Annotated in this window: 18 protein-coding genes; 9 read left to right on the forward strand and 9 right to left on the reverse strand. The window is 71.6% G+C overall.

Annotated features, from left to right (window positions below):
- Positions 1 to 267: 267 nt before the first annotated feature.
- Genes IE107_RS17620 through IE107_RS17640 form a run of 5 tightly spaced genes read left to right on the forward strand, consistent with a single transcriptional unit; the run spans position 268 to position 5,757 of the window.
- Entirely contained in the window at positions 268 to 3,159 is a 2,892-nt protein-coding gene (locus IE107_RS17620; protein WP_229867033.1) for a nitrate- and nitrite sensing domain-containing protein, read from the forward strand.
- On the forward strand, positions 3,156 to 3,593 hold the full coding sequence (locus IE107_RS17625) for a roadblock/LC7 domain-containing protein (protein WP_189544745.1): 438 nt from the start codon (positions 3,156 to 3,158) through the stop codon (positions 3,591 to 3,593). The genes IE107_RS17620 and IE107_RS17625 overlap by 4 nt, the downstream gene beginning before the upstream one ends.
- Entirely contained in the window at positions 3,590 to 3,994 is a 405-nt protein-coding gene (locus tag IE107_RS17630; protein ID WP_373302460.1) for a DUF742 domain-containing protein, read from the forward strand. The genes IE107_RS17625 and IE107_RS17630 overlap by 4 nt, the downstream gene beginning before the upstream one ends.
- Positions 3,995 to 4,000: 6 nt before the next feature.
- The gene (locus tag IE107_RS17635; protein ID WP_189544746.1) at positions 4,001 to 4,570 is read left to right on the forward strand and encodes a GTP-binding protein; all 570 of its coding nucleotides are present in this window, start codon (positions 4,001 to 4,003) and stop codon (positions 4,568 to 4,570) included.
- Positions 4,571 to 4,623: 53 nt separating this feature from the next.
- Positions 4,624 to 5,757, forward strand: a complete 1,134-nt coding sequence (locus IE107_RS17640; RefSeq protein ID WP_189544747.1) for an FAD-dependent monooxygenase — start codon at positions 4,624 to 4,626, stop codon at positions 5,755 to 5,757.
- 68 nt (positions 5,758 to 5,825) lie between these two features.
- Here the strand turns inward: IE107_RS17640 and IE107_RS17645 are convergent, their stop codons facing one another.
- Both IE107_RS17645 and IE107_RS17650 read right to left on the reverse strand, forming a co-directional pair.
- Positions 5,826 to 6,227, reverse strand: coding sequence for a RidA family protein (locus IE107_RS17645; RefSeq protein WP_189544748.1), 402 nt, complete (start codon positions 6,225 to 6,227; stop codon positions 5,826 to 5,828).
- The gene (locus IE107_RS17650) at positions 6,224 to 7,351 is read right to left on the reverse strand and encodes an acyl-CoA dehydrogenase family protein (RefSeq protein ID WP_189544749.1); all 1,128 of its coding nucleotides are present in this window, start codon (positions 7,349 to 7,351) and stop codon (positions 6,224 to 6,226) included. The genes IE107_RS17645 and IE107_RS17650 overlap by 4 nt, the downstream gene beginning before the upstream one ends.
- Positions 7,352 to 7,545: 194 nt before the next feature.
- Here IE107_RS17650 and IE107_RS17655 point away from each other — a divergent pair, with 194 nt between their 5' ends.
- Genes IE107_RS17655 through IE107_RS17665 form a run of 3 tightly spaced genes read left to right on the forward strand, consistent with a single transcriptional unit; the run spans position 7,546 to position 10,445 of the window.
- A complete protein-coding gene (locus IE107_RS17655; RefSeq protein ID WP_189544750.1) occupies positions 7,546 to 9,147 on the forward strand; it encodes an AMP-binding protein in 1,602 nt (533 codons plus the stop codon).
- 48 nt (positions 9,148 to 9,195) lie between these two features.
- Positions 9,196 to 10,017, forward strand: a complete 822-nt coding sequence (locus IE107_RS17660) for a GNAT family N-acetyltransferase (protein ID WP_189544751.1) — start codon at positions 9,196 to 9,198, stop codon at positions 10,015 to 10,017.
- Complete coding sequence (locus IE107_RS17665; protein WP_189544752.1) at positions 10,014 to 10,445, forward strand: hypothetical protein; 432 nt, start codon at positions 10,014 to 10,016, stop codon at positions 10,443 to 10,445. Before IE107_RS17660 ends, IE107_RS17665 begins: the two co-directional genes overlap by 4 nt.
- On the opposite strand, the gene IE107_RS17670 is transcribed toward IE107_RS17665, so the two are convergent.
- On the reverse strand, positions 10,432 to 12,744 hold the full coding sequence (locus tag IE107_RS17670) for a bifunctional salicylyl-CoA 5-hydroxylase/oxidoreductase (protein WP_189544753.1): 2,313 nt from the start codon (positions 12,742 to 12,744) through the stop codon (positions 10,432 to 10,434). The genes IE107_RS17665 and IE107_RS17670 overlap by 14 nt on opposite strands.
- Positions 12,745 to 12,748: 4 nt before the next feature.
- Entirely contained in the window at positions 12,749 to 13,576 is an 828-nt protein-coding gene (locus IE107_RS17675; protein ID WP_189544754.1) for an enoyl-CoA hydratase family protein, read from the reverse strand.
- A 255-nt stretch (positions 13,577 to 13,831) separates the two neighbouring features.
- Between IE107_RS17675 and IE107_RS17680 the strand changes: the two genes are divergently transcribed.
- Positions 13,832 to 14,263, forward strand: coding sequence for an ATP-binding protein (locus IE107_RS17680; RefSeq protein WP_189544755.1), 432 nt, complete (start codon positions 13,832 to 13,834; stop codon positions 14,261 to 14,263).
- Positions 14,264 to 14,273: 10 nt separating this feature from the next.
- Here IE107_RS17680 and IE107_RS17685 read toward each other — a convergent pair whose 3' ends face one another.
- From IE107_RS17685 to IE107_RS17705, 5 genes are all read right to left on the reverse strand, one after another.
- Positions 14,274 to 15,716, reverse strand: coding sequence for an amino acid permease (locus IE107_RS17685; RefSeq protein ID WP_229867035.1), 1,443 nt, complete (start codon positions 15,714 to 15,716; stop codon positions 14,274 to 14,276).
- Positions 15,717 to 15,888: 172 nt separating this feature from the next.
- Entirely contained in the window at positions 15,889 to 16,905 is a 1,017-nt protein-coding gene (argF, locus tag IE107_RS17690; protein WP_189544757.1) for an ornithine carbamoyltransferase, read from the reverse strand.
- Between the two features lie 114 nt (positions 16,906 to 17,019).
- Positions 17,020 to 18,252 (reverse strand): arginine deiminase, encoded by a 1,233-nt coding sequence (locus tag IE107_RS17695; protein ID WP_189544758.1) that lies wholly within the window; start codon positions 18,250 to 18,252, stop codon positions 17,020 to 17,022.
- A 112-nt stretch (positions 18,253 to 18,364) separates the two neighbouring features.
- Positions 18,365 to 20,938 carry a polynucleotide kinase-phosphatase gene (locus tag IE107_RS17700; RefSeq protein WP_189544759.1) on the reverse strand — a complete coding sequence of 858 codons (2,574 nt, stop codon included), beginning with the start codon at positions 20,936 to 20,938 and terminating at the stop codon, positions 18,365 to 18,367.
- Positions 20,935 to 22,458: a 3' terminal RNA ribose 2'-O-methyltransferase Hen1 gene (locus IE107_RS17705; RefSeq protein ID WP_189544760.1), complete on the reverse strand. Its 1,524-nt coding sequence runs from the start codon at positions 22,456 to 22,458 to the stop codon at positions 20,935 to 20,937. The genes IE107_RS17700 and IE107_RS17705 overlap by 4 nt, the downstream gene beginning before the upstream one ends.
- Positions 22,459 to 22,499 lie beyond the last annotated feature (41 nt).

The following is a 22,499-nucleotide window of genomic DNA, read 5'->3' on the forward strand; positions in this document are numbered from 1 at the left end:
TCGCGGGGACCGCTCGCGTGTGGGAGCCCGTGCGAGGCATTCGCGCTTCGTGCGGCGGATGCCCAAGGGCTCCGCGGTCTCAGTTCTCCTCCGTCAAGCGCCCCCTGGTCCCCCGGGCCGCTGCTCGAACCGGGGCGGACCGGGCGGACCGGGCACCTCCGGATCACGGTGTCGGATCTGTGCGTGATCGGTGATGCACTTGTGAGCCCGCCTTCTTTTCATTTTTTCACTGTGCCTAGTATCTATCTGTCGAAGTTCTCAACGGATTTGACCAGTCCTGAGACTGGCATCATCAAGGAGCACGCCCTGCGCACCCGCGCCTCACGGCGGACCCGGTCGACCACCATGTCACTGCGGACAGCCCTGCTCGTTCTGGCCATCGTTCCCGGCGTCGCACTGGCAGCCCTCTGGGCCGTCACCAGTGGTCAGACCCTGTTGGACTTTCAACGCCAGGCAGCACAGGGACAGTTGGCGCAGAAGGCCGGCCAGCCGTCCAACATCGTGTACTACAACCTGCAGCAGGAGCGCCGGCTCAGCGCCGAGGCACTCGCCCGGCACAAGGGCGCCACCGAGGAACTCCGGCGGCAGCGCGAGCTGACCGACAAAGCCGTCGAGAGCTTCCAGACGCTCTCCGACGTGGCGACCGACGACGCACCCGCCGAGGTCCGTGACGCCGTCGGCCAGGCCCGCGAGGCGATCAGCCAGCTGCCCGCCCAGCGCTCCCTCGTCGACGACGGCGGCAGCGATCAGCAGAAGGCCGTCTACGGCTACTACACGGATCTGATCGCGGTCGACCTCCAGCTCTTCGCGGCGCTCAGCCATGTCGACAACGGCCGGATCACCACGCTCTCGCAGCCGCTGGTCGACCTGTTCTGGACCAAGGAGATGATCTCCCGTTCGGACGCCCTGCTGGCACGCGGCTGGTCCGAGGGGAAGCTGAGCACCGAGGACCTGAAGCTGGTCCGGGAGGCGGTTTCCGGCCAGGAACTCCAGTACTCCACCAAGGTCGTTCCCCAGCTGCCCCCGGACGAGAGGGCGATGTGGGAGGAGATCACCCGCAGCGCGGCCTGGAAGACCAAGGCGCGGGTGGAGGACAAGGTGCTGCGTCCGGCCGAGGCCGACGCGAAGGGATTCGTCGCCCTCGACGCCCGGGAGAAGACCTGGCGCGGTGCGATGGACGAGCTCACCCCGCAGATCGAGAAGCTGCTGGAGCACCGCACCTCCCTCGTGGTCGAGGAGGGCAAGGACAGTGTCATGTCGCTGCTGTTCAAGATGGTGCTGACCACGGTCGTCGGCCTGGTGGCCGTGATCGCGGTCATCTGGACCACCTGGCGCCTCACCCGCAACCTCCGCCGCCGAATCGGCGGTCTGCAGGAGCGGGCCGAGGAACTGGAGAAGGCACTTCCGGATGTCGTCGAGCGGCTCGGCCGGGGCGAGCGGATCGATGTCGAGGCCGAGGCGCGTGCCATCGAGCCCGACAGCAGGAGCGGCAAGAGCGACGAACTGACCCAGCTCGGCGACGCGCTCAACCTGGCGCGTACCAGTGCGCTGGCGGCGGCTGTCAAACAGGCAGACCAGCACCGCGGCTTCGAGCGGCTGCTCCAGCGCATCGCCCGCCGCACCCAGCAGTTGATCGGCCAGCAGCTGAAGAAGCTGGACGAGCTGGAGCGCAAGTACGAGGACCCCGAGATGCTCGACGGCCTCTTCGACCTCGACCACCTCACCGCCCGACTGCGGCGTTACGAGGAGAACCTGGTGATCCTCGCGGGCGGTTCCCCGCACCGGCGCTGGCGCAAGCCGGTTCCACTGCTGGACGTGATGCGGTCCGCCCAGGGCGAGGTGCAGGACTACCGGCGGGTGGTGCTGGACCTCGACGGCAACCCCTGGCTGTCTGAGCGGGCCGTCGGCCCGGTCTCCCATGTGCTCGCCGAGCTGATCGAGAACGCGCTCAGCTTCTCCCGTCCGCCGAGCCCGGTCGAGGTCAGGGCCGCCAGGGTGAGCCGCGGCCTGGCCATCGAGGTCGAGGACCGCGGCCTCGGGATGGAGGAGGACCAGCTGGCGGCGGCCAACGAACTGATGGCCCGGCCGCCCCGGATGGACGTACTCGCCCACTCCGACGACATCCGTCTCGGCCTGTACGTGATCGCCCGCCTCGCGGACCAGCACGGCCTGCGGGTGGAGTTCCGCTCCTCGGCGTACGGCGGTACCCGCGTGGTCCTGCTCGTCCCCGACGAGCTGACCGTGCCCGAACCGCGGACCGGCCCGGTCGGCGTGCCGTCCCCCGCCGCGGCGCCCGCTGCCCCTGCGGCCCCGGCACCCGGCGACGCGCTGCCCACCCGCGTACAGGGTCAGGCGCTGGCCGGAGTCACCGCGCTGAACACGGCGGGCGCCCCGTACGCCACCACCGAGCAGCCGTACCCGGCACCGGAGCACGAACAGCCCCACCAGCCGGGCGGAACACCGTTCGCGGACCGGGAACAGCCGTACCCGGCACCCGAGCCCGCGAACCCGGTACCCGGCGGGGCGTTCACGGCGCCGACAGACCCCTGCGCCGCGCCGGCCGCGCCGTACGCCACCCACGAGGACCCGTACGGCCCGGCCGGGCAGCCCTACATGACGGCCGCCGGTCAGTACCCCGTGGACCAGCCGCCGTACTCGGCACCCGAGGGGCCGTACGGGAACCCGCAGCAGCCGTACGCCGCCCCCTACTCCGCCGGCGCCGGGGCGGACCGTGCGTCGCTTCCGGTCCCGGCGCCCGGGCAGTCCGGGCCGGAGGCCCTCCGGCCCGCATCGCTGCCGGTGTCCGAGCCGGACCACCCCGCGCCGCCGGAGCCGGAAGCCGTCCGTGCCCGTAACACCGGGCACGGCTCTTCCGGGGCACCCGCGCTCCCCGGCCCCGGCGCGGAACCCCCGTTGCCGCGCCGGGTCCGGCAGGCCAGCCTGGCCGACGAACTGCGCATCGCCCCGGCCGCCCGGCCGGCCGCACCGCAGCCGCCGAACCCGCCGGAGAACCCGCTGCCACGACCGGAGCCACGCCGGGCCGGAGCCGCGATCGGGGCGTTCCAGCGCCGGTCCCGTGCCGCCCGCGCGACCGACGAGGCACCGCAGCAGCCCGCACCGCCCGCCATCCCCCAGCCCACGAGAGAAGAACGGCCATGACACGCACAACCGCCACCCACCAGGATCTCGACTGGCTGCTCGACGGCCTGGTGGACTCGGTGGCCGAGACCCGGAACGCCGTCCTGCTGTCCGACGACGGACTCGTGGTGAGCCACTCGCGCACCATCGACCGCTCCGACGCCGAACGGCTGGCCGCCATCTGCACCGGCCAGCAGAGCCTGGCCCGCGGCGTCGGCCAGCTCTTCGACGGCGGCGGCGTGCACCAGGTGATCGTCGAACTGAACGAGCTCTGGCTCTTCATCATCGCCGCCGCCCAGGGCACCCACCTGGCCGTCATCGCCTCCCAGGAGGTGGACGCCGAGATCATGTCGCTCGCCATGCACAACCTGGTGCAGCAGGTCGGCCAGAAACTCAGCACCCCCGCCCGCGGTCAGTTCGACGCCTTCGGCACCGGGGACGGGCAGCGCGCGTGACCCCGTACTGGGAGGACGAGGCCGAGGAGGACGGGGCGAACACGATGGTGCGCCCGTACACCATCACCCGGGGCCGGACCGCTCCCGAGCGGGACGACTTCAGCCTCATCACCGTGCTCACGACCGCGCAGGACCCCCGGGACGAGCACGGTGCGCCGGTACGGCCCGGGAGGCTCCAGCCGGAACACCGGATGATCCTGGAGCGCTGCCACCGCCCGGCCGCGGTCGCCGAGGTCGCCTCCGACCTCGGCCTCCCGGTATCGGTGACCAAGATCCTGCTGGCCGATCTCGTCGCCCAGGGCCTGCTGCTGGCCCGCGCCCCGCTCTCGGTGGCGCGGGTGGCCGGCGGGGCCGACATGGGCCTGCTGGCCGCCGTTCGTGACGGACTCCGGAGACTCTGAACCAACATGACAAGCAGTCAGACGGCCCCTGCCGCCGTCAAGATACTCATCGCCGGAGGCTTCGGCGTCGGCAAGACCACGATGGTGGGCGCGGTCAGCGAGGTCGCGCCGCTGCGCACCGAGGAGTACCTGACCAAGGCCAGCATCGGCGTCGACGACCTGGCCGGCGTCGGCCAGAAGGACACGACCACCGTGGCGCTGGACTTCGGCCGGATCACGGTCAGTTCCGGGCTGGTGGTCTACCTCTTCGGCACCCCCGGCCAGGAACGCTTCTGGTTCATGTGGAACGACCTGGTCAACGGGGCGCTCGGCGGAGTGGTGATCGCCGACACCCGCAGGCTGGAGACGAGCTTCGCCTCGATCGACTTCTACGAGAGCCGGGACATCCCGTTCGTGGTCGCGATCAACTGCTTCCACGGCCACAACACCCGTACACCGGACGAGATCAGGGCCGCTCTCGACCTCGACCCGCACGTACCGCTGCTGATCGGCGACGTCCGCGAGCGTCCGTTCGGCCGGGACGTGCTGCTGGCCCTGGTGGACCACCTGATGAGCCTGCCCGCCGCGACCGGCTGACCGTCCCCTTCCTCGCAACGCTCCGTACTTTTCTCGCTCTGGAGACACCTGAGATGGCAACACCCCTGCGCGTCCTGATTCACGGCGGCGGCATCGGCGGGCTCACCCTCGCCACCGCACTGGCCCGGCGCGGCCACACCGTGGAGGTCGCCGAGCTCCGTGACGAGGTGGACGCGCTGGGCGTCGGCATCATCCAGCCGTCCAACGCGCTGCATGTCATGCGGGAGATCGGGGTCCTCGACGACTGCCTGGAGGCGGGCTTCGAATGGGAGGTCCTGACCATCGCCGACCCGGCCGGCAACACGCTCGCCGAGATACCCCAGCCCCGGATGGGCGACGCCCCCTCCAACAACGGCATCCCGCGCCCCGCTCTGGCCCGGGTGCTGAACTCCGCGGCCGTCGGCGCGGGTGCGGTGATCCGCTTCGGCACCACCATCACCGAACTGGCCGACGACGGCTCGGGCGTGGACGTCACCCTGTCCGACGGCTCCTCGGGCCGCTGGGACCTGGTGGCCGGCTTCGACGGCATCGGATCGCCGCTGCGCACCCGGCTCTACGGGGACCGCTACGCCCCGGAGTACACCGGCTTCGCGAACTGGCGGGTGACGGTCCCCCGGCAGCCCCGGGTGCGGGGTGTGGTGATGGGTACGGCGGGCAAGGACGCCAAGGCACTGCTCACCCCGATCACCGAGGAACTGATGTACCTGGGTGCGGTGTTCGCGGAGTCCGCCGACTTCCGGCCGGACCCGGAGCGGGCGAACGAGCAGCTCGGGGAGCGGCTGTCGATGTTCACCGGACCGGTCGCCGAGGCACTCGCCGCGGTCACCGACCCGGCCTCGGTGGTGTATTCGCGGATCTCCCAGGTGACCGTCGAGGAGCCGTGGCACGTCGGCCGGGTCGTCCTGGCCGGTGACGCCGCACACGCCTCCACCCCGCACATCGCGCAGGGCGCGGCGATGGCCGTCGAGGACGCGCTGGTGCTCGCCGAAGCGCTGGACGCCGAGGCCGGGGTGGCCGCGGCCCTCGAAGCGTGGGAGGCGCGCCGCCGCCCCCGGGCCATGTGGGTGCAGGCCATGTCGCGTGCGGTGCTCAAGCAGGAGACGGGCAACGAGACGACGCCCGAGGAGGACGAGCTGCTGAAGATCGGCATTCCGGGCGCGGCTCACGTGCTGGTGAAGCCGTACTGACCGGAACCGACAAGCCCTGATGCACCGATGACCGTACGGGCCCGGATCACCGGGCCCGTACGGTGCGTTCACGGCAGTACGGCCACCCCGTCGATCTCCACCAGGGCCTGCTCGTCCCAGAGCCTGGTCACACCGATGACCGCCATCGCCGGGTAGTCGCGGCCGGCCAGCCGCTGCCAGATCCGGCCCAGTTCCTCGGCCCGTTCGCGGTAGTCGGCCACATCGGTGGCGTACACGGTGACCCGGGCGAGGTCCGCCGGGGCGCCGCCCGCCGCGCCCAGCGCGGTGAGCAGATTGCCGAGCGCCGTCGCGAACTGCTCCGACAGATCGTCACCGACGATCTTGCCGTCCTGGTCGAGTGCGGTCTGCCCGGCCAGGAAGACCAGTTGGCCGCCGGTCACGGTGACGGCGTGCGAGAAACCCGTGGGCGGGGACATCTCGACGGGGTTGATCCGGTGGACCGGACTCATGCGGACGCCTCCCGGCTCGCGTACAGCTCCTTGGCGATGATGGTGCGCTGGACCTCGCTGGCGCCCTCGTAGATGCGCGGCGCGCGGACCTCCCGGTAGAGGTGTTCCAGGAGGTGACCGCGGCGCAGGGCGCGGGCGCCGTGCAGTTGGACGGCGGTGTCGACGACGTACTGCGCGGTCTCGGTGGCGTACAGCTTCGCCATGGCGGCCCTGCGCGGTACACCGGGCTCCCCCGTGTCGTACGCGGCGGCGGCCGCGTACACCAGGAGCCGGGCGGCCTCGGTCCGGGTCGCCATTTCGGCGACCTGGTGGGAGACGGCCTGAAGGTCCTTCAGCGGGCCGCCGAACGCGGTGCGGTGGGCGGTGTGCTCCACCGTGGCGTCGAGGGCGGCGCGGGCCATGCCGACGGCGAACGCGCCGACGCTGGGGCGGAACAGGTTGAGGGTGTCCATGGCGACCCGGAAGCCCCGGTCCGGTTCGCCGAGTACGTCGTCGGGGGTGACCGGGACTCCGTCGAAGTCGAGCGTCCCGATGGAGTGCGGCGAGAGCATGTCGAGTGCGGTGCCGGTCAGTCCGGGGCGGTCGGCGGGGACCAGGAACGCGGTGACACCGCGGGAGCCCGCGCCTCGGGTCGTGCGGGCGAAGACCGTGTAGAAGTCGGCCTCCGGCGCGTTGGAGATCCAGCACTTCTCGCCGGTCAGCCGCCAGCCGCCGGGGGTGGGTCCGGCGTCCAGGGCGAGGGCCGCCGCGTCGGAGCCCGCGCCCGGCTCGCTGAGCGCGAAGGCGGCGACGGCGCGGCCGGCCCGCACCTCGGGGAGCCAGCGGTCGCGCTGGGCCGAGGTGCCCGAGCGGACCAGCGGGTGGGTGCCGAGGCCCTGGAGGGCCAGCGCGGTCTCGGCCTCGGTACAGCCGCGGGCCAGGGACTCGCGGAGCAGGCAGAGGTCGAGGGCGCCGGAGTCCAGCATCCGGTCGATGAGGCCCGTTGCGCCGAGTGCGGCGATCAGGGGGCGGTTGACGTGTCCGGGGTCACCTTTCTCCGCGAGGGGGCGCAGTTGCTGCTCGGCAAGGGTCCTCAGCTCTTCACACCAGGCGGTTTGTGCCGGGTCGAGCGAGAATGCCGTCATACCGGCACCTCTCTTGTCGCGTCTTCTCGGTTTCTCGTGCCCGTTCTTCGCATCGGCGCTCCGGCCTGTCGTCCTGTCCGTTCCCGTGCTCGTCTTCCCACCTGTTCGAATTCCAGTCCACTCGCCCTATCGCGGACCGTTGACTACCGTCACCCAAACGATACGCTCCAGAGGCGACAAGGGGGCGATCCGTCATGGACCCGAAGACCTCAGCGCACCTCGACACCTTCGCCAGGGAGCACCTGCCACCCCAGGACCAGTGGCCGCACCTGCTCTTCGACCTTCCCGAACTGCGCTATCCGGACCGCCTCAACTGCGCGGCGGAGCTGCTGGACCGCACGGCCGACCGCCTGGGCCCCGGCCGCCCCGCCTTCCGTACCCCCGACGGCGGGGTCTGGAGCTACGGCGAGTTGCGGGAGCGGGTGGACCGGATCGCCCATGTCCTCACCTCCGACCTGGGGGTCGTCCCCGGCAACCGCGTCCTGCTGCGCGGCCCCACCACCCCCCGGCTGGCCGCCTGCTGGCTCGCGGTGCTGAAGGCCGGCGCGATCGCCGTCACGGTGCTGGACCGGCAGCGGTCCGCCGAACTCTCCACCATCTGCTCCATCGCCCGGGTGACCCACGCACTGTGCGACGTCCGGGCGGTCGACGACCTGATGAAGGCCGAGGTGCCGGGGCTGCGGATCACGGCGTACGGCGGGGACGCCCCGGACGACCTGCTCCGGCTGGCCGAGGCAAGGACCGGGCCGTACCGCGCCGTGGACACGGCGGCGGACGATGTCGCACTGATCGCGTTCACCTCGGGCACCACCGGCCGCCCCAAGGGCTGCATGCACTTCCACCGGGACGTGCTCGCCATCGCCGACACCTTCTCGGCCCAGGTACTCCGGCCCACGCCCGACGACGTGTTCGCCGGCAGTCCGCCGCTCGGCTTCACCTTCGGGCTCGGCGGTCTGGTGGTCTTCCCCCTGCGGGCCGGCGCCAGTGCCCTGCTCCTCGAACAGTCCGGCCCGGCCCAGTTACTGCCCGCGCTCGCCGCCCACCGGGTCTCGGTGCTGTTCACCGCGCCGACCGCCTACCGCGTGATGCTCGACCGCATCGACGAGCACGATCTGAGCGCGCTGCGCCGCTGTGTCTCGGCCGGGGAGAACCTTCCGGTGGCCACTTGGCGGTCCTGGCACGAGCGGACGGGGCTGCGCATCATCAACGGCATCGGCGCCACCGAGCTGCTGCACATCTTCATCTCGGCCGCCGACGACGCGATCCGCCCCGGCACCACCGGAGTCCCGGTGCCCGGCTGGCAGGCCCGGGTGCAGGACCTCGACGGCCGGCCGGTGCCGGACGGCGAACCCGGACTCCTCGCCGTACGCGGTCCGGTCGGCTGCCGCTATCTCGCCGACGACCGCCAGCGGGACTACGTGGCGCACGGCTGGAATCTCACCGGTGACACCTATGTGCGCGACGCGGACGGCTACTTCCGCTACGTGGCCCGCGCCGACGACATGATCATCTCCTCCGGCTACAACATCGCGGGCCCCGAGGTGGAGGACGCCCTGCTGCGCCACCCCTCGGTGGCCGAGGCGGCCGTGGTGGGCCGGGCGGACGAGCTGCGCGGCCAGATCGTGGTGGCGTACGTGGTGCTGCGCGAGGGCGCGGCGACGGCGGCCGACGAGCTGCGCGCGTTCGTGAAGAGCGAGCTGGCCCCGCACAAGTGCCCGCGCGTCGTCGAGTTCCTGCCCGCCCTCCCCCGCACCGCCACCGGCAAGCTCCAGCGCTTCCGGCTGCGGGACGGCTGAACCGGAAATGCGGGTGCCGTGCTCCCCGCGCACCCGGCACGATGAAGCATGACCTGGACCTTCACCGATGACGTCGATGTCTTCCTCGACGCGGCCGGCGCCTCGCTGGCCGCCCGGCCCGCCGAGAACACCCTGGTGCTGACCGTCACCGCGACGCTCCGGCGCGACGGCCCGCGCGCCTACGGCGACGCCGCCCCGCTGCTGGGCTGGTGGCGCGGGACGGACGGCGGGGTCGGGGGGACGCTGGTGCAGACCCCACCGCATCCGCCGCTGCTGGGGGCCGTGGTCCCGGAGGCGGTCGGCCCGCTGGCCGCCGCGCTGCCCCTGACCCGGATCAACGCGGACCGGGTCACCGCCGAGGCGCTCGCCGCCGCCTGGCCCGGCCACCGGGTCGACCAGGAGCAGCGGCTCCACCGGCTGGGGACGCTGATCCCGCCCTTCCCCGCGCCTCCTGGGAGGCCCAGGGCCGCCGCCACAGCAGACCGGGCCCTGCTGGTGCGCTGGCACCGGGCGTTCGCCGACGAGGTCGGCCAGGGCGCCGCCCATGCCGAGCGGCAGGTGGACGAGCGGACGGCGTCCGGCGGCCTGACGCTCTGGGAGGCGGACGGCGTCCCTGTGTCGATGGCGGGCGCCTCCCCGCGACTCGCGGGCATGGTGCGGATCGCGACGGTCTACACTCCGCCGGAGCACCGCGGCCGGGGCTACGCGGCCGCGGTGACGGCGGAGATCAGCCGGGCGGCGAGGGAGGCCGGCGCGCAGGAGGTGCTGCTCTTCACCGACCTCGCGAACCCCACCAGCAACGGCGTCTACCGACGCATCGGTTACCGGCCGGTCTCGGACCGGCTGCTGATCAGCGCGGTGGAGCGGTGAGCGGGCCGCCGGAACCCGTCTGGCTGGTCGCCGCGAACGTGGTGCTGTGGCGGCGGTACGGGGAGCTGGGCCAGGAGATGCGTCCCGGCACGAAGGCGTACCGGGGCGGGGCGAAGGTGTACGTCGTCGGCACGTACCCGGGGACGGGGCACCAGCAGCTGACCACGGTGGGACACGGGCGGCACACCGGCCACTGGATCACCATCGACACGGGAACACGCCATCTGCACACCTTCCGCGCGCAGTTGGTGTACAGCCCGGCCGTGCTGGAGCGGTGCGCGGGTGCGGGGTGCGCCACCCGGCAGGAGGCCGAGGAGCTGGCCGCACTGCTGGAGCGGGTCGCCGGCGAGGAGCGGCACGCGCACCACGGGGCCCCGCATCCGGACGGGTGCCGGTGTCACGCGTGTCTGCCGGTCACCCCAGGGTGAGCCGGGGCCTGGGTGCGTCCGTGCGGCCGGTCGGCGGGGTGCGGCTGCCCGCGCGGTACGGGAGCGGCCAGGGCGCGCCCGGCCCGCCGTAGCCCTGCTCGGCCGCCGCGTGCAGGGTCCAGTGCGGGTCGTAGAGATGGGGGCGGGCCAGCGCGCAGAGGTCGGCCCGGCCCGCGAGCAGCAGGGAGTTGACGTCGTCCCAGGAGGAGATCGCCCCGACCGCGATGACGGGCACGCACAGGGTGTTGCGGATCCGGTCCGCGTACGGGGTCTGGTACGAGCGGCCGTACTCGGGGCGCTCGTCGGGCACGACCTGGCCGGTGGAGACGTCGATGGCATCGGCCCCGTGGGCGACGAAGGCGCGGGCGATCTCGACGGCGTCCTCGGCCGTGGTGCCGCCCTCGGCCCAGTCCGTGGCGGAGATCCGGACGGTCATGGGCCGGTCGTCGGGCCAGACGGCACGGACCGCGTCGAAGACCTCCAGGGGGAAGCGGAGCCGATTATCCAACGGGCCGCCGTACTCGTCGGTGCGGTGGTTGGTGAGCGGCGAGAGGAAGCCGGAGAGCAGATAGCCGTGGGCGCAGTGGAGTTCGAGCAGGTCGAAGCCGCAGCGGTCGGCGCGCCGGGCCGCCGAGGCGAACTGTTCGCGCACGGTGTCCAGTCCGGCCCGGTCCAGGGCGTGCGGGATCTGGTTGACGCCGTCCTCGTACGGGATCGGGGAGGCGGCGGTGAGTGGCCAGTTGCCGTGGTCGAGGGGCTGGTCGATGCCTTCCCACATCAGTTTGGTGGAGCCCTTGCGCCCGGAGTGGCCGAGCTGCACGCCGATGGCCGTGCCCGGGACGCTCGCATGGACGAAGTCGGTGATCCGGGTCCAGGCGGCGGCCTGTTCGGGGGTGTAGAGGCCGGTGCAGCCGGGGGTGATGCGGCCCTCGGCGCTGACGCACACCATCTCCGTCATGACGAGTCCGGCGCCGCCGAGCGCGCGGGCGCCCAGGTGGACGAGGTGGAAGTCGCCGGGGACGCCGTCGGCGGCGGAGTACATGTCCATGGGTGAGACGACGACGCGGTTGCGGAGTTCGAGGCCGCGCAGCCGCAGCGGGGTGAACATCGGCGGGACGCCCGGGGCGCAGCCGAACTCCTCCTCGACGGCGGCGGTGAAGGAGGCGTCGCGCAGCCGCAGGTTGTCGTGGGTGACGCGGCGGCTGCGGGTGAGGAGGTTGAAGGCGAACTGGCGGGGCGGCTGGTCGACGTAGGTGCCCAGCTCCTCGAACCAACGCAGGCTGGCCGCGGCGGCCCGCTGGGTCGATTCGACGACCGGCCGGCGCTCGGCCTCGTAGGCGCCCAGTGCGCGCGGCAGGTCGGGCTGTTCCTCGATGCAGGCGGCGAGGGCGAGGGCGTCCTCGACGGCGAGTTTGGTGCCGGAGCCGATGGAGAAGTGCGCGGTGTGGGCGGCGTCGCCGATGAGGACGGTGTTGCCGTGCGACCAGTGGGCGTTGACGACGGTGCGGAAGGTGAGCCAGGAGGAGTTGTTGGAGCGCAGGCTCCGGCCGCCGAGCGCCTCGGTGAAGATCTTGGCGCACCGCAGCGTCGAGTGCTCGACCGCGCAGCTGTCGAATCCGGCGGCCCGCCAGACCTCCTCGCGCATCTCGACGATGACGGTGGAGGCGTCGGCCGAGAAGGGGTAGCCGTGGAGCTGCATCACCCCGTACGCCGTCTCGGCGGTCTCGAAGCGGAAGGCGTCGAGGGCGAAGTCGGCGGCGAGCCAGATGTAGCGGCAGCGGTGGGTGGTGAGGCGGGGGCCGAAGGAGTCGGCGTGCGCGGCGCGGGTGAGGCTGTGCACACCGTCGGCGGCGATCACCAGGTCGTGGGTGGCGGCCAGCTCGGCGGCCGGCGGCGCCCCGGTACGGAAGCGGAGGCGTACGCCGAGGGATGCGCAGCGGTCGTGCAGGATCCGCAGCAGCCGGCGTCTGCCCAGCGCGGCGAAGCCGTGGCCGCCGGAGGTCTGGGTGACGCCCCGGTGGACGATGTCGATGTCGTCCCACCGTACGAACGCGTCCCTGAGGGCCCGGTACACGACGGGGTCGGCGTGTTCGATGCCGCCTAGGGTCTCGTCGGAGAGGACGACGCCGAAGCCGAAGGTGTCCTCGGGGGCGTTGCGCTCCCAGACGGTGATCTCGCGCTCCGGGTCGAGCCGCTTGAGCAGGGCCGCGGCGTAGAGCCCGCCGGGCCCGCCGCCGATGACCGCGATGCGCTTCACGCCGGTCCCGGTGGCACCGGCCGCGGCCGCTCGGGGCGCCATCGCGCTACCGGCCCTGCCACTTCGGGGGCCGCTTCTCGGTGAAGGCGGCATGGAATTCCGCGTAGTCCTCGCCGTGCATCAGCAGGGCCTGGGTGGCGGCGTCCATCTCGACGGCGGCGGCGAGCGGCATGTCGAGTTCGGCGGTGAGCAGGGCCTTGGTCTGGGCGAGGGCGAGGGCCGGTCCGTCGGCGAGACTGCGGGCGAGCGCGGCCGCGCGTACATCCGCCTGGCCCTCGTCGGTCAGCTCGCTGATCAGCCCGATCCGTTCCGCTTCGGGTGCGCGGACGGGTTCGCCGAGCATCAGCAGCCGGGTGGCGTGACCGAGGCCGACGACGCGCGGCAGCAGGTAGGCGGCGCCCATGTCGCCGCCGGAGAGGCCGACCTTGGTGAACAGGAAGGCGAAGCGGGCCGACGGATCGGCGATCCGGAAGTCGGCCGCCAGCGCGAGCACCGCCCCGGCGCCCGCCGCCACCCCGTGTACGGCGGCGATGACGGGGAAGGGGGTTTCACGTAGGGCCCGCACCACCTGTCCGGTCATGCGATTGAAATCGAGGAGCTGGGCGGTGTCCATGGCGAGTGTCGCGCCGATGATGTCGTCGACATCTCCGCCGGAGCAGAATCCGCGTCCCTCCCCCGCGAGCACCAGAGCGCGCACGCTGCGTTCGCGGGACAGTTCGGCGAGCAGGTCGCGCAGGTCCGCGTAGGCACCGAAGGTGAGCGCGTTGAGCTTCTCGGGCCGGGCGAGCGTGACGGTGGCCACCCCGTCGTCCGTCGTCAGCCGCAGATGGCGCCAGTCGTCCGTGCGCGGGGCGGAGCTGGGAAACGGGCTCATGGAGGGGGCTCCCCTTCAGCCGTCGGCTGCTACCTGCACCCGAACTTATCACTGGTACGTGACTTCCGTCACGACTACGCAATACGCGGAAGGTTAAGTCGCAGTGACCAACGTCCCTTTCATACCGGTCGGGAGGCCCTTGCCCGTGTCATTGCACTTCGTAAGGTTGAAACCGAGAAGTCTTGCCCCCCGGAGAGCTCCTCCCGCACCCGCGAAGCCCCACCCGCACCTTCACCCCGGAAGGGAAACCATGCCGTGCCCCGCGATGTCCCTCCTCCCGCCTCCTGGCGGATCGCGCTGCCGCATTCGGCGGCAGCCGTGCCGATTGCCCGTGCTCTGATCCGTAGCGCACTCGCGGACATCGACGCTCCGGCCGACACCGACACCGCCGAGCTCCTCACCGCGGAGCTGGTCGCCAACGCGGTCGAGCACACCCGGAGCGACGAGCCGATCGAGCTGGTGGTGGAGCTGCTGCCGACCGGCTGCCAGGTCGAGGTCCACGACCGCGACCCCTCACCGCCGGGGGGCCTTTCCTTCCCCCGGTCCGGCAGTGAGCCGGATCCCTGGCAGGAACACGGCCGGGGCCTGCTGCTGATCCGTACGCTCAGCTCGTCCTGCGGCCACCGCCCGACGGAGCAGGGGAAGGCGGTGTGGTTCACCCTGCCCTCCCTCACGCCTCAGAACTGACCCGCTGTCCTCACCGGGCCGCGCCGGCGGCGGCCAGCCGGGAGCGGCTGCGGCCGTAGAAGGCGTACACCGCCGAACCGACGGCCAGGAAGACCGCGAACTGGACCCAGGTCGACCAGCCCGTCCCGTACATCAGATAGAGGCAGAAGCCGACGCCCAGGAGCGGGCTCAGCGGATAGAGCGGCACCCGGAACGATCCCTTCACCTCCGGGTTGCGGCGCCGCAGCACGATCACCGCGAGGTTGACCGCGACCATGGTGGCCAGTGCGCCGATGGTCGTCAGGTTCACCACCACGTCGAGCGACGAGAAGGCCGCCGGCACCGCGAAGACGACCGCCACGATCCAGGTGTTGGCGACCGGCGTCGACGTGCGCGGCGAGACCCGCTCGAAGACCCGCGGGATCAGTCCGTCCCGGGACATCGACATCAGGATGCGGGTCTGCCCGTACATCACCGCGAGCACGACGGACGCGATCGCGACGACCGCGCCGAAGGCGATGATTCCGCCGCCGACGGTCGAGTCGGTGACCTGGTCGACGACGATCGAGAGCGCCGCCGGCTGGTCGGCCACGGCCTTCGGCCCCAGCGCGCCGATGGCGGCCAGCGCGACCGCGCAGTAGAGCAGGGTGACCAGGCCGATGCAGACCATGATCGCGATCGGGATGTTCCGCCGCGGGTTCCTGACCTCTTCGCCCGCGGTGGTGATGGCGTCGAAGCCGATGTACGAGAAGAACGCCAGCGACGCACCGGCCGTGACCCCGCCCGCGCCTTGGGCGAAGAACGGTGTGAGGTTGCCGTGCTCGAAGGCCGTGAAGGCGATCACGCAGAAAAGGACCAGGATGGTGATCTTGAGTACCGCCATCGCGGCGGTGGCCCCGGCACTCTCCCGGACTCCGCGCGCCAGCAGGGTCGCGGCCATCATGACCACCAGGACGGCGGGCAGATTGATCACGCCGCCGTCACCGGGGCCCGCCGAGAGGGCGGCCGGGAGCTGCGCGCCGAACATGCTGTCCAGCAGTTCGTTGACGTACTGGCTCCAGCCGACGGCGACCGCGGAGACCGAGACGCCGTACTCCAGCAGCAGGCACCAGCCGACGAGGAACGCGACGCGTTCGCCGAGGGTCGCGTAGGCGAAGGAGTAGGAGCTGCCGGAGACCGGGATGGCGCTGCCCAGCTCGGCGAAGGAGAACGCGGTGAAGATGCAGGTGATCGCGGCGAGCACGAAGGAGACCACGACCGCGGGGCCCGCTTCGGCGACGCTGTCGGAGAGGCCGACGAAGATACCGGTGCCGACGACGGCTCCGACTCCGAAGCACACCAGCTGGAACAGCCCCATGGTGCGCTTGAGGCCGTGCCCCTCCAGGTCGGCACCGGACTCGGCGATCAGCTGGTGGGGATTCTTGATGCGCGGCCCGGACAGGTGCGGGGGGCTCGGTGGGCGCAGCGGACTCACGGGTTGATCTCTTCTCTGATGGAGCACGTGGGGGAGGTGCGCCGGGACTGTGGGGGTTTTGGCGGCGCACAAAAAATGGGGTTCGAGCGTGCGAGCTCGAACCCCACCAAGAGGCAACATAGTAGTCACCTTCACGCATGTTCACCCAATCGGGCGCATGGTCATGCAGTGATCAGCCCTGGGCCGCCGGGGGCGCCAGGGTCGCCACCAGAACCGCCTTGATCGTGTGCATCCGGTTCTCCGCCTCGTCGAAGACGATCGAGTGAGCGGACTCGAAGACCTCGTCGGTGACCTCCAGCTCCGCCAGTCCGTAGGCGGCCTCGATCTCCCGCCCGACCGCGGTACCGAGGTCGTGGAAGGCCGGGAGACAGTGGAGGAACTTCACATCGGCGTTGCCGGTGGCGCGGAGCACGTCCATGGTCACGGCGTACGGCGCCAGGGCCTCGATGCGCTCGGCCCAGATCTCCTTGGGCTCCCCCATGGAGACCCAGACGTCGGTGACGACGAAGTCGGCGCCCTTGACGCCCTCGGCGATGTCCTCGGTGAGGGCGACGGCCGCACCGCTCGCACCGGCCAGCCGGCGGGCCTCAGCGACGATCTCCTCGGCGGGCCAGTACGCCTTCGGCGCGACGATCCGGACGTCCATGCCGAGCAGGGCGCCGGTGATCAGGTAGGAGTTGCCCATGTTGAAGCGGGCGTCGCCGAGATAGGCGAAGGCGATCCGCTCCAGCGGCTTGTCGCTGTGCTCGGTCATGGTGAGGACGTCGGCGAGCATCTGGGTGGGGTGCCAGTCGTCGGTGAGCCCGTTGAAGACCGGAACGCCGCCGTGGGCGGCCAGCTCCTCGACGGCCGCCTGACTGTCACCGCGGTACTCGATGCCGTCGAACATCCGGCCGAGGACGCGGGCCGTGTCCTTCACCGACTCCTTGTGCCCGATCTGCGAGCCGGAGGGGTCCAGACAGGTCGTGGACGCGCCCTGGTCCGCGGCGGCCACCTCGAAGGCGCAGCGGGTGCGGGTCGAGGTCTTCTCGAAGATCAGCGCGATGTTCTTGCCGCGCAGCCGCTGCGTCTCGGTCCCCGACTTCTTGGCGGCCTTGAGCTCGGCCGCGAGCTCGATCAGGCCGCGGAACTCCTCGGCCGTGAAGTCCAGCTCCTTGAGGAAGTGGCGGCCTGCGAGGTCTATGGCCATGGGACAGCTCCTGGGTCGGGCGAGGGTCGCGCATACAGTGACTCTGGAAGTCTATACGACACCATGCATCGCTATACGACGCGCCCGCCGTCCGCCCTGTGCCCGTTCCCGTCCCTATACCGGGTCGCGCACCACCGGACAGCTCATGCAGCGGGGGCCGCCCCGGCCCCGGCCGAGTTCGCTGCCGCGGATCTCGATGACCTCGATGCCCTCCTTGCGCAGAAAGGTGTTGGTGGTGGCGTTGCGCTCGTACGCGACGACGACGCCCGGCTCGACGGCCAGCACATTGCAGCCGTCGTCCCACTGCTCGCGCTCGGCGGCATGCACGTCCTGGGTGGCGGTGAGGACCCGGATCGAGTCCAGCCCCAGGGCGTGTGCGATCGCCCGGTGCATGTGCTCGGGCGGATGGTCGGTGACCTTCAGGTCCCTGGGCCCTTCGCCGGGCTCGATGGTGTACGAGCGGAGCATGCCCAGGCCGGCGTACTTGGTGAAGGTGTCGCCGTCGACCATCGTCATCACCGTGTCCAGGTGCATGAACGCCCGGCGCTTGGGCATGTCGAGCGCCACGATCGTGCGGGCCGAACCGGCGTCGAAGAGTCCGCGGGCCAGCATCTCCACCGCCTGCGGGGTGGTGCGCTCGCTCATCCCGATGAGTACGGCGCCGTGTCCGATGACCAGTACGTCGCCGCCCTCGATGGTGGAGGGGTAGTCGTGCTGCCCCTGCGACCAGTGGTGGAAGGCGCCCGCGTCGGGGCCGGTGAAGAGGGGGTGGTGGCGGTAGATCGCCTCGAAGTGGACGGTCTCGCGCTGCCGGGCCGGCCAGCGCATCGCGTTGATGGACACCCCGTCGTATATCCAGGCCGAGGTGTCCCGGGTGAAGAGATGGTTGGGCAGCGGGTCGAGCAGGAAGTCGTCCAGGTCCATCACATGGAAGCGGACGGAGGTCGGCTCGCTGTGCCCGGCCAGGAACTCCCGCTTGGTCATCCCGCCGACGAGCGCGTCGGCCAGCTCACCGCTGGGCAACTCCTCGAAGGCGGCCCGCAGATGCTCGGTGGCGAGCGGGCCGTACTCCTTCTCCTCGAAGACCCGGTCCAGGACGAGCCGTCTGGCCACCGGGATGTCCAGCGACTCACGGAGCAGGTCGCCGAAGAGGTGCACCGCCACGCCGCGGTCGCGCAGCACGTCCGCGAAGCCGTCGTGCTCCTGGCGGGCCCGGCGCACCCAGAGCACATCGTCGAACAGGAGCGCGTCCTTGTTGCTGGGGGTGAGGCGCTTCAGTTCCAGATCAGGGCGGTGCAGGATGACGCGGCGCAGCCGCCCGGCCTCGGAGTCGACATGGAATCCCATGTCTCCATCCTCACCGTGCACAGGCCCGTTCACTCCCGCGAATCGCCAGCGGGTTCTCCGTTCATCGCACCGGAAAACCCGCCGGCGACTCCCCTGCCCTCCGAGTCGGGTGTCAGAGCCTCGGGTCGACCGGCTCCGACTCCAGGGCCAGCACCGCGAACACCGCCTCGTGGACCCGCCACAGCGGCTCCCCGTCGGCCAGCCGGTCCAGCGCCTCCAGCCCCAGCGCGTACTCCCGCAGCGCCAGCGAGCGCTTGTGGCCGAGGAACCTGTCGCGCAGCCGCTCCAGATTCTCCGGGCGGGTGTACTCGGGGCCGTAGATGATCCGGAGGTACTCCCGGCCGCGCACCTTGATGCCCGGCTGGACCAGCCTGCCCTTGCCGTCCCGTACGAGCGCGGCAAGCGGCTTGACGACCATGCCCTCGCCGCCCCGGCCGGTCATCTCCAGCCACCAGTCGACACCGGCGCGCACCGATGCCTCGTCCCCCGTGTCGACGACGAGCCGGCGGGTGGTCCGCAGGAGCCCGGTCGGGTCGTGCTCGACCAGCCGGTCGAGCCAGGCCAGTTGCTCGTCGTGCGGTACGGCGGCCAGTGAGCGGCCCTGGACGGCGAGGACCTGGAACGGTGCGAGCCGCACCCCGTCCAGCCCCTGGGTGCTCCAGCAGTACCGGCGGTACGCCTCGGTGAACGCGGCGGCGTCCTCGGCGCGGCCCCGCTGGCGGTCGGCGAGGGCGCCGACGTCCACCCCGCGGGCCGCCGCGGCGGCGAGGGCCGCGTTGGCCTCCGGCAGGGCGGCTCCGGAGGCGGCACCGACCGCGGCGTACTGCGAGCGCAGCAGCCCGCCCGCCTTGAGGGACCAGGGCATCAGCTCGGCGTCGAGCAGCACCCAGTCGGTACCCCACTCCTCCCAGAGTCCGGCGGCGGTGACGGCGGCGCGCAGCCTGTCGAGGATCACCTCGGTGAGAGCGGCGTCGTCGAGGAACGGTCGTCCGGTACGGGTGTGCAGCGCCCCGGTCGGGCCGCTTGCAGAACCGGAGGCGCCCGGGGAGCCGCCCACGCCGAACCGCTCACGGGCGACGGCCGCGTCCCGGCAGACCAGCGCCACCGCACGCGACCCCATGTGCTTCTCCTCGCACACGACCTCGGCGACGCCGTCCGCCCGGTACTGCGCGAAGGCCTCGGCCGGGTGCTCCAGATAGCCGTCCTCGCGCGAGGTGGCGGTGGGCGCCATGGTCGGCGGGAGGTAGCCGAGCAGCCGGGGGTCGACGGCGAACCGGCTCATGACTTCGAGCGCGGCGGCGGCGTTCTCCTCACGGACCGCGACGCGGCCCACGTGCCGGGTCTCGACGATCCGGCGGCCCTGCACATCGGCGAGGTCGAGCGGCCGCCCCTCCCGGCCACCGGGTGCCTCGGTGGCCAGCGGCTTGGCCGGCTCGTACCAAACCCGCTCGGCGGGTACGTCGACGAGCTCGCGCTCCGGCCAGCGCAGCGCGGTCATCTTCCCGCCGAAGACCGCACCGGTGTCCAGGCAGATGGTGTTGTTCACCCAGGAGGTGTTGGGCACCGGGGTGTGGCCGTAGACCACGGTGGCCCGACCCCGGTACTCCTCCGCCCACGGGTAGCGCACGGGCAGGCCGAACTCGTCGGTCTCGCCGGTGGTGTCCCCGTACAGCGCGTGCGAGCGCACCCGCCCGGAGGTGCGTCCGTGGTACTTCTCGGGCAGACCGGCGTGGCAGACGACGAGCTTGCCCCCGTCGAGCACGTAGTGGCTGACGAGGCCGTCGATGAACTCCCGCACCTGCCCGCGGAAGGCCGGGTCCTTCTCGTCCTCCCGGTCCAGCTGCTCGATGGTCTCGGCGAGGCCGTGGGTGTGCTGGACCTTGCGGCCCTTGAGGTAACGGCCGAGTTTGTTCTCGTGGTTGCCCGGTACGCACAGGGCGTTGCCCGCCGAAACCATGGCCATGACGCGGCGCAGCACTCCGGGGCTGTCGGGGCCGCGGTCCACGAGGTCGCCGACGAAGACCGCCGTACGCCCTTCGGGGTGCGCGCCGTCGACATAGCCGAGCTTGCCGAGCAGGGACTCCAGCTCGGAGCTGCAGCCGTGGATGTCACCGATGACGTCGAAGGGGCCCGTGAGGTGGCGCAGGTCGTTGTAGCGGCGTTCCAGCACCACTTCGGCCAGCTCCGCCTCCTCCTCGGTGCGCAGGATGTGCACCTTGCGGAAGCCCTCGCGCTCCAGTCCGCGCAGCGAGCGGCGCAGTTCGCGACGGTGCCGCTGGATGACGTGGCGCGGCATGCCGGCGCGGTCGGGGCGGGCAGCGTTGCGCGCGACGCAGACCTCTTCGGGCAGGTCGAGGACGATGGCGATGGGCAGCACGTCATGGCTCCGGGCCAGCTGGACCAGCTGCTTGCGGCTCTCGGACTGGACGCTGGTGGCGTCCACGACGGTCAGCCGCCCGGCTGCCAGTCGCTTGCCGACGATGTAGTGCAGGACGTCGAAGGCGTCCCGGCTGGCGCTCTGGTCGTTCTCGTCGTCGGCGACCAGGCCGCGGCAGAAGTCCGAGGAGACGATCTCCGTGGGCTTGAAGTGCTTGCGGGCGAAGGTGGACTTGCCGGAGCCGGTGGCCCCGATGAGGACCACGAGGGAGAGGTCGGTCACCGGCAGCGTGCGTGCGGTACTGGTCATGCGGCATTCGCCTCCTTCTCGGTCCTGTCGCCGTTCCGCTCCGCGGTTTCGCCCCCGCGCGGCTTCGCGGCATCGTCGGCCGCGGTCATCGTGAACACGGCCATCTGTGTGGGCGGGCCCACCTCGGGGTCGTCGGGCCCCACGGGGACGAAGCCGACCCCGTATCCGTGGCGCTGTGCCACTTCCCGGGCCCAGGCGCGGAATTCGGCCCTGGTCCATTCGAACCGGTGGTCGCCGTGGCGCACATGCCCGGCGGGGAGAGTCTCCCAACGGACGTTGTACTCGACGTTCGGCGTGGTCACGAGCACGGTCCGCGGGCGGGCCGACCCGAACACGGCGTACTCCAGCGCGGGCAGCCTCGGCAGGTCGAGGTGTTCGACGACCTCGCTGAGCACGGCCGCGTCGTACCCCTTGAGCCGCTTGTCGGTGTAGGTGAGCGAACCCTGCCGGAGCGTGACCCGGGCGGCCTGCCGCTCCCCCATGCGCTCCGGCTTCAGCCGTCGCGAGGCGATGGTGAGGGCGCGCACGGAGACGTCGACGCCGACGATCTCCGTGAAGGCCGCGTCCTTGAGCATGGCCTGCACCAACTGGCCCTGCCCGCAGCCCAGGTCGAGGACCCGGCTCGCGCCCGCTGCCCGCAGCGCGTCGAGGATCGCGGCGCGCCGCTGCTCGGCGAGCGGGACCGGCTTCTCCTCGGTGTCGGTGGTCTCGTCCACGGCGTTGTCGATGCTCTCGACGTCGAGGTCGTCCGACTCCGCGAGCCGCACCAGTTCGAGCTGCTGCATCGCCTGCAGGGTCAGACCCCGGCGTCGCGCGAGATAGCGGCTGGTGATCAGCTTCTGCTCGGGGTGGGCGGCGAGCCAGCCCTCACCCGCCCGCAACAGCTTGTCCACCTCGTCCGGTGCCACCCAGTAGTGCTTGGCGTCGTCGAGCACCGGCAGCAGAACGTACAGCTGCCGCAACGCGTCCGCCAGCCGCAACTCGCCTTCGAGCACCAGCCGTACGTACCGCGAGTCCCCCCACTCCGGGAACTGCTCGTCCAGAGGTACGGCCACGGCGTCCACCCGCGTCCAGCCGAGCGGCCCGAAGAGCTTGCGCACCAGTTCCGCACCGCCGCGGGCCGGCAGCGCGGGCACCTCGATCCGCAGCGGCATCGCCGTCTGTGCGCGCTCGGGCCGTGCGCGGCACACGCCGTTCAGCGCGGACTTGAAGACCGCGCTCATGGCGACGGACAGCAGTGAGGACGCCGCGTACGGGCGGTCGTTGACATACTGCGCGAGCGCCGCGTCGGGAGCCCCGCCCCGGCCCTTGCCCTTGCCCCGGCGCACCAGGGCCACGGGATCCACCTCCAGCAGGAGCGCCGCGGTGCAGCGCTCGGCGGATGCCTCGGGATAGAAGACATGCGCGGTGCCGTAGGACAACTTGGTTGAGAACGGGTTGTCAGGGTGCTTGTGGAGGAGAAACCCCAGGTCAGTAGCCGGGTTCTGCTCGTCGCCAGTAGTCGAGATCGTCAGGAACACATGACCGAGTATGGGGTTCCACGGGCCAGGTCCGATACTGG

Origin of the sequence: Streptomyces gelaticus, from assembly GCF_014649535.1 — a bacterium.
Taxonomy (GTDB): Bacteria; Actinomycetota; Actinomycetes; order Streptomycetales; family Streptomycetaceae; genus Streptomyces; species Streptomyces gelaticus.